Here is a 7,057-nt window from a genome sequence, read left to right as displayed (position 1 = left end):
GTGCCTTATGAAACACCCTGCATTTCGTAAAGCTATTTCTGGGACGGCACACTAGGAATGACTGGAACCACATTATCTCGGGAAAAGGCGTCGCCGTCGGGGGACGTCTATTACTTCAGCTTTTTCCTCACGGCCTTTAGATTCTCATCAACCGGCCCGACCACGTAGATGGCGTAGTTGGCCTCATCCAGGTATTTCCTGGCCGCTTCGAGGACCTCCTCCTTGCCCACAGAATCAAGCGCCGCAGCGTACCTCTCGTAGAAATCAAGAGGAAGTCCATGGAATGTCGTTTGGAGCAGCTGATTGCCGATGGTCGAATATGTCTGGAATCTGAAAGGCAGGATGCCCTTGAGAAAACTCTTCGTATCAGCGAGTTCAGTGTCGCTGACCGCGCTCGACCTCATCTTCGTTATTTCCTCTCTGACTGCAGCAAGAGCCTTCTCAAGACCCCGGGACCTGGTCCCAAAAACGATCGTATAGGAAGAAGGTTCTTTTGTCGGCAGCCATTCGGTACTTATGATATAGGCAAGCGACTTCTCTTCCCTGATTTTGTCGAAGAGCCTGCTCCCAAATGCCTGGTCTCCGAAAATCAAGTCCATCACGGAAAACGCTGCAAAATCATCCGACCGCAAGAGCGGGCCCTTCGTACCAAGAATCACCTTCACCTGTTTCTTCTCGGGGAGAGTCAGGACCTTCTGTCTTACTCCGCTCGCCAGAACCGGTTCACCGCATTCCACACCACCTCTCCTGCCCGGCCATGAGGAGAAGTTCTCTTTGATGCGAGCCATCATTTCATCTTTCTTGAAATCACCTACAATGCACAGAACCGTGAGATTTGGCTTCACATTTTGCTGATAGAATCCGACTGCGTCCTTATGCGACATCTTAGAGATCGACTCCTCCGTCCCCATCACCGAGTGCGAGTACGGGTGGGTCCCGAAGAAAAATCCTCTGAAGCCTTCTTTCGCGACTGAGAATGCATCATCATCTCTTTTCCTTATGAGTGAAGAGATCTCGTTTTTTGCCTTCCCCAACTCTCCTTTCGGAAATGTTGGATTCACAAGGGCATCCGAGATTGCGTCCAGTGAAGCCACAGCCCTGTCTGCGGGAACAGTCGTGGAAAAAGCTATGCTCTCCAGCCTTCCGTCCATTTCGAAGGAACTCCCGACGCCCTCAAAAACCTCATGGAAATCGTAGTAGGAGTACTTCTTGGTTCCCCTCGTCATCATGTTGGCAGTAAGGTTAGCAAGTCCCTGTTCGTTCTGAGGATCCAGGACGGCACCGCCCATTATGTAGCCGCCGATAGCGACAAGAGGAAGTGAGTGGTCCTCCATCAGAATTGCTCTCATCCCGTTTGGAAGAGACTCAGTCACTGCATCTTTGAAGCTGAGCATCCTGCCATGTGGCGTTTGAATGTCTTTCGAATAGCCCCCAACCGCGAAGAAAGCAGGCAAGCTCATTCTTCCGCCGGAGACTTGATTGAACGAAATCGTCTCACGGTCATTCTTGCTTCCGGAACAAATCAGCGTACCGATAGTTGTCTTGTCCAGTTTGAAGTACTTCTTTGCCAAAGAGAGCACATCGTCTTGCGTGATGGTCTTTATGTTCTCCAGGAGCTCATCACTGTAACGCCACCCTCTGTAGTACTCATATAGACTGAGCTGCTGAGTCCTCTCCTGCGAGGTCTGAAGACCAAGGAGAGTCTGACCGGCATACATACGCTTTGCTCTCTCGAGCTCGTCAACAGTCACCGGGCTGTTTTTCAGCTTCTCCAGCTCATTCCATACGGCTGTCTCGATCGTTTTCATGTCTGCATCCTTCGGGGCGCTGATGAAGATGGTTATCCCGAATGGATCTTTGCTCGGGAAATCAAAAAATGTCACGCTCGAAGCTATCCCTTTATCAACGACATTCTTTTCTAACCTGGACTTCTTGCCGCCCCCAACAATCTGCGTGACAACCTGAAGGATTTCCCAATCCCTTGTGCCGAATTCCGGGCCCTTTATGAAAAAGAGCGCCTGACTTTCTTTTGAAACGGCTTTCAACTGAACTCTTCTCAGTCCCTTCTGCTCGGGCTCCTCAGAGATTTGACGCTTGGGCTCTCCTTGCGAGCCGATCGAGCCAAAGAAATTGGAGACGCGCTCGAAGGCTTGCTCCTTCTCGATATTGCCAACCACAGCAACGATTGCATTATTCGGCGAGTAGTATTTCTTGTAGAATGCCTTGACCTCGTCAGGCGTTATGTTCTGAACATCCGCCTCATTGCCTCCGGGATACCAGTGATGATAGGGATGGACCTTGAAGGCACTGGCAAACGTTTCCTCGATAAGATTGATGATCGGAGCCTCAGTCCGCATCGCAAGTTCCTCAAGAATGATGTCACGTTCCTCCTCAATTGCGAGCGAATCCATAAGACTGTTTGCCATTCTGTCTGCCTCTATCTCCAGTGCAAGATCGAGTTTGTCGGACGGAACCATGTCGTAGAAAAGAGTGTAGTCCCAGAACGTCAGTCCGTTTCCGATTCCCCCGTTCTTCATGATTGTTTTGAAGGCTTCGTTCTTCGGATACTTCTCGGTCCCGTTGAAGAGCATGTGTTCGACAAAATGAGAAACTCCGGTCGCACCCATTATTTCTTCTCTTGACCCCACTTTGTAAAAAACCGAGACCGTGACGACCGGTGAGACCGGCATCTCCTCAACAATCACAGTGAGGCCGTTGGGCAGAGTCCTGGCCTCGGCCTTGCTTTCCGGTGCTGCAAAAGCAACAGTGCCGGAAAAGGCGCCCGGGAAAAAAACGAAAACCACAAGACTTGCAAACCCGAGGCGGCGCAGCTTGAGCATGATTTCCTCCCTTTGGATTAGGATGATGCAATCCCGACAGCTTCTCCAGCCGGAAACACTATTTTTCAATCAACGAGATTTTGGTTCTCGTTTCAGAAGAATATGTGAACTCTTCGGCTTTTGTTGAACCGGCCAAAGTGAAAGCGACCGATGTCTCCTGTTTGGTGCTTTTGGATGACTCAATGATAAGCCCGCGCTGGATCGAGAAGATCACCTCGCCCTTCGAATGAGATTCCGAGTCAACCCAGAGCTTGCCCTTCCTTCTTTCCTGACTGATCTCTACCTCTCCCTCACTAATGTTTGTTGTCACGACTTTGAGCTTGGCACACTCCTCCTTCTTCTTCTTGGCGGTCCCTTCGAAGGTATAAGACTCACTAACTGTAGTAGTAATCTGCCCGCCTTTCTTACTCTTTATCGGAAACTCAAAACTTCTCTCCCACGAGTCACCTTGCGAAAGAGGCTTTTGGGGTGTCGGGAAAAGATACGATGAGAGCTCTGCTGCGGTTGCCTCTCCAACATCAAGCTCATCCTGTCCGTAGCCAAGTCCCCGGGGTATGGTCCAGCCGGCAAGCTTGCCGTCGGCGGTCAGCCTTATGCTGATGACTCTTCCCACAAGTTTCTGCTTTTGGTCCTCGAGTTCCCTTGATTCTAAAGGTTTCTCATTGACAAAATATCCATAATCCATTGCATCATATCTGACCAGGAGCTCGATTAGAGAGTCAGGAAGCACGCCACCTCTTTTCTGAATCAGCGTATCCCCTTTGGCAGGATTTGGAGCCACTTTCCTGGCGAGCACCGTAATCTTAGTTTCGTCAATTACCTTTGTCGGCGTCCCGTTCACATTTGCGTTGGTCACGGTCCCAACCTTGTAGTGAAGACTTTCGCCGAACGATGGCTGGAAGGAAAGCGTGACCTGGCCGAATGCAGCTTTGGTGCCGGGCATGGCAATTTGTGTAAGAATGATCAGGACAACCGAAAGAACGATAGAAATCAGAAGCTTTCTCACAACTCCACCTCCATTTCACTAGAATTGCTCATGGGCCGACGGTGCAAGACCAGCGCGGGGCCGGTCCCCTTGCCGTCCCAGTTCAGAATCACCTGAAGAGAACAATCTTCTTTGTAAGCTCAGCGCGCGCCGAGTTGACCCTGACGAGATAGAGCGCGGATGGAACCCTCCTTCCGGCTGTGTCCCGTCCATCCCATTTCAGCTCGAGCTCTCCCGGGGTGACCCTTTCATTCAAGATTGAAGCAACGAGCTTTCCGTCCACAGTGTAGATTTTGACAGTAAGTTTCTCTTCTCTGAAAGCGCGCGCCCTCATCACTACAGGGGGGCTTGAAGGATTCCTAAACGATATCTGAAAGGCCTCGCCCTTCGCCGAAGCCGAACTTCTCACCTCTGCGACCGCTCCCTCGGCATCCACCTTCCCGTATCCCCAGAATTTGTTCCAGACCGTACCTGTGTACTGATCGGTCCTTGCAGTCGTCGTGAGATGATACCGTACGTCCTCAGGCGTCAGGGAACCGAATTTCTCAAGCATCAGCGCAACTACTCCGGTTATGTGAGGCGCTGCCATACTTGTTCCGTAAAGACCAGTGTGTTTCCCATCAGGGTTGTCGTAGTCGGGCGCGGGGAGTGCATCGGCAGACCTCGAAGAAGTTATTAAGAGCCCCGGCGCGGAAATCTCGGGTTTCTGCCTTCCATCCCTCGTTGGTCCCTGACTGGAAAAAGGTGCGAAGTCCCAGCGGGTCGGGGCCGGAGGCGAAAAGCACCAACTACCCGTTGTTGCTGCCCAACAGACTTTGGTCGTATAGGCACCGACAGTTATTGCCCTCGTCGCCGTCCCTGGTATCGAGACCTGCTTCTGGTTGTCCCATGAGGCTTGATCGAATTGAGCGTCCATGCTGCTATCGTAGATCCATGAGTCAACCACACCATCGTTTCCGTCGAGCGTGATTGTCCATGTTCCTGCTCTGGGAGGCTTATTGTAATACGCATCAAAAATAGTAATCTCGATTTCGCGCAGACCGTTCAAAGGATTAACTCCACCAACTCCGTTTCTGAGCTCCAGGTAACCGTCTGCACTGTCCACAATGAGACTATCGCCTGGTGCAATCGGACCATGTGTTCCGCCATTGGGATCACTGATAGTGAAATTCACAGTACTCGTTCCCGGATACCAGATTCCCAGGAGGCAATAGTCGTTTCCGGCGCCTGAATTGGCGCTATACGTTGGTATCGTGAAAGCCCTTGATAGGGGTTGGCCCTGAGACAGACTTCCTCCTGCATGGATTCGCAAGTCGCCCTCATTCCCTGCCGCTGCGACGACAATGAGGCCATTCTGTGATGCAGCATCTATTGCCAGTTCATCAAGTCCTTTGCCGTCGTGAGAGCCGAAGTGACTGCCAAGACTCAAGTTTATGACTGCGGATTTCCCAAGCGCTCTCGCTTTCTCTGCAATATAGTTGATTCCGTCAATTATTTTATCAGTGAGAAAGGATCCGTTTCCGCCCTTCACCACGATGAGATCAGCAAGCTTGGCAACTCCAACATACAGGCTCTCCGAAGAAGAACCGTCTCCTGCCGCACTACCGGCCATGTGGGTCCCGTGACCGTTTGTGTCCTGCTCGGGACAACTCCCTGCATCAATCTGTGCCTTCGTGTACTCTGCTCCATACGAATAGCCCTGCGGATGAGCGCCAGATGATGCAGTCTGGTCCCAGAGAAAAAGCACGCGGGTCTTGTCGCTTGAATCTTTGAAATCTGCATGAGCAAGGTCGATCCCGGTGTCGTAGATACCGACTATTACGTTTCTGCCTTGATAAGACGGACTCCCACCCCAGACAGCCGGAACTCCTATCTCGGGGACACTCACATTGAGAAGCGGCTTTGCAACCCTTGGCAGCTCGACACGAAGAACTTCATCAGTATTCAGCAAAATTCCTATCGCCTGATTCGTGGCGTCCGCAGTTACAACGTTGCCAAGAACAGTCCTGACAGTAAGCCCCGGAATACCGTTGAGCCGGGAGGGATCATTGCTGAATATGAGAACCGGCGTCGCGCTGTCACCGGGTGCAAGGTTGAGCAGATTCCTCCAGAGAGCCTGGGACTCCCGCTGCTTACCGAAGAGAAAAGTGGAAAGAGCGCCGTCCATCCGTGAAACAATCTGCTCCTGATGGGAAGTTTGCTGTGGCGTCGGAGCCGACCGCGCTTCTCCCCGGGAACTCAGGCAGTAGCTGTCCCCAGGAATCAGACATAACCGGAAGAGGCCAAGGAAGAGAGAAATGAAAATAGAGAGCGAAGGCGCGCGGCCCAAGCAAGACAGGCTAAGATTAAGCAGTCGGATTGATTTTTTCATTCCTTTCCAGACGATAACTTCCAAATGACCAAAGAATCCGTTCAGAGATTACCGAAAGAGACATGGGAGTCAAGGGATTTCTCCCTTTCTCGAATCATACGAAACAATCATTGAGGAGCGACTGACGAAGGGAATGAGCGCTTGCTGGCTCCGCTCCGGGATGACCCATCTACGGCTCGCCAGGCGAGGAATCCCTGCCCCTCCCAGCCTCTGAAGGGCTGGGTATCCCCACCTTGCTCGCCAAGATGGGTTGCCCATCCCTCCCGCGAAAGCCAGCTCGCGGCTCATTCCCTTCATATGTAGTTATGACAACGATTGGGCGCGCAGATCCGATTTTTCTGTGGAATCAGCGGGTAGGAGGGCATAGCATTCAGGAAAATGGAAAGAAAATCTCCACGAGTCACTGCTGATATCATAATAGTCCTGGAGGGAGGAAAGGTTCTCCTCATCAGGCGAAGAAACCCTCCATACGGATGGGCGCTGCCGGGCGGCTTTCTTGAGTACGGCGAGACACTGGAAGAATGCGCAAGAAGGGAAGCCTTCGAAGAAACAGGGCTTGAGCTAAGAGGGCTCAGGCAATTCGGGACTTACTCGGATCCCGGAAGAGACCCGCGCGGGCATACAGTCTCAACAGTTTTTGTTGCCGAGGCCCAGGGCAAAGCGGCTGCAGGCGATGATGCTGCGGACATTGGGACGTTCTATCTTGATTCGCTCCCCGATGACATAGCTTTCGACCATAGGAAAATCCTGGACGATTTCAAGGCGGGCAGTCAGGGAAATCCGGCGGGTGGACCGGACGATATACGCTAGTGTGCCGTCCCAGAAATAACTTTACGAAATACAGGGCGTTTCATGAGGCAC

General features: G+C 51.9%; 4 protein-coding genes. 1 reads left to right on the top strand and 3 read right to left on the bottom strand.

The features are described 5' to 3' along the window. Window positions 1-110: 110 nt before the first annotated feature. From QME66_12175 to QME66_12165, 3 genes are all read right to left on the bottom strand, one after another. Window positions 111-2,840, bottom strand: coding sequence for a pitrilysin family protein (locus tag QME66_12175; GenBank protein MDI6809721.1), 2,730 nt, complete (start codon window positions 2,838-2,840; stop codon window positions 111-113). Window positions 2,841-2,898: 58 nt separating this feature from the next. Further along, window positions 2,899-3,846 (bottom strand): hypothetical protein, encoded by a 948-nt coding sequence (locus tag QME66_12170; GenBank protein ID MDI6809720.1) that lies wholly within the window; start codon window positions 3,844-3,846, stop codon window positions 2,899-2,901. A gap of 88 nt (window positions 3,847-3,934) precedes the next feature. Continuing rightward, complete coding sequence (locus QME66_12165; protein ID MDI6809719.1) at window positions 3,935-5,992, bottom strand: S8 family serine peptidase; 2,058 nt, start codon at window positions 5,990-5,992, stop codon at window positions 3,935-3,937. Window positions 5,993-6,574: 582 nt separating this feature from the next. Between QME66_12165 and QME66_12160 the strand changes: the two genes are divergently transcribed. Further along, on the top strand, window positions 6,575-7,006 hold the full coding sequence (locus QME66_12160; GenBank protein MDI6809718.1) for an NUDIX hydrolase: 432 nt from the start codon (window positions 6,575-6,577) through the stop codon (window positions 7,004-7,006). The last annotated feature ends 51 nt before the right edge of the window (window positions 7,007-7,057 follow it).

The organism is Candidatus Eisenbacteria bacterium, from assembly GCA_030017955.1.
Taxonomy (GTDB): Bacteria; Eisenbacteria; RBG-16-71-46; order JASEGR01; family JASEGR01; genus JASEGR01.
Note: the sequence above shows the minus strand (reverse complement) of the source record. Positions and strands in the feature narration are given on the sequence as shown.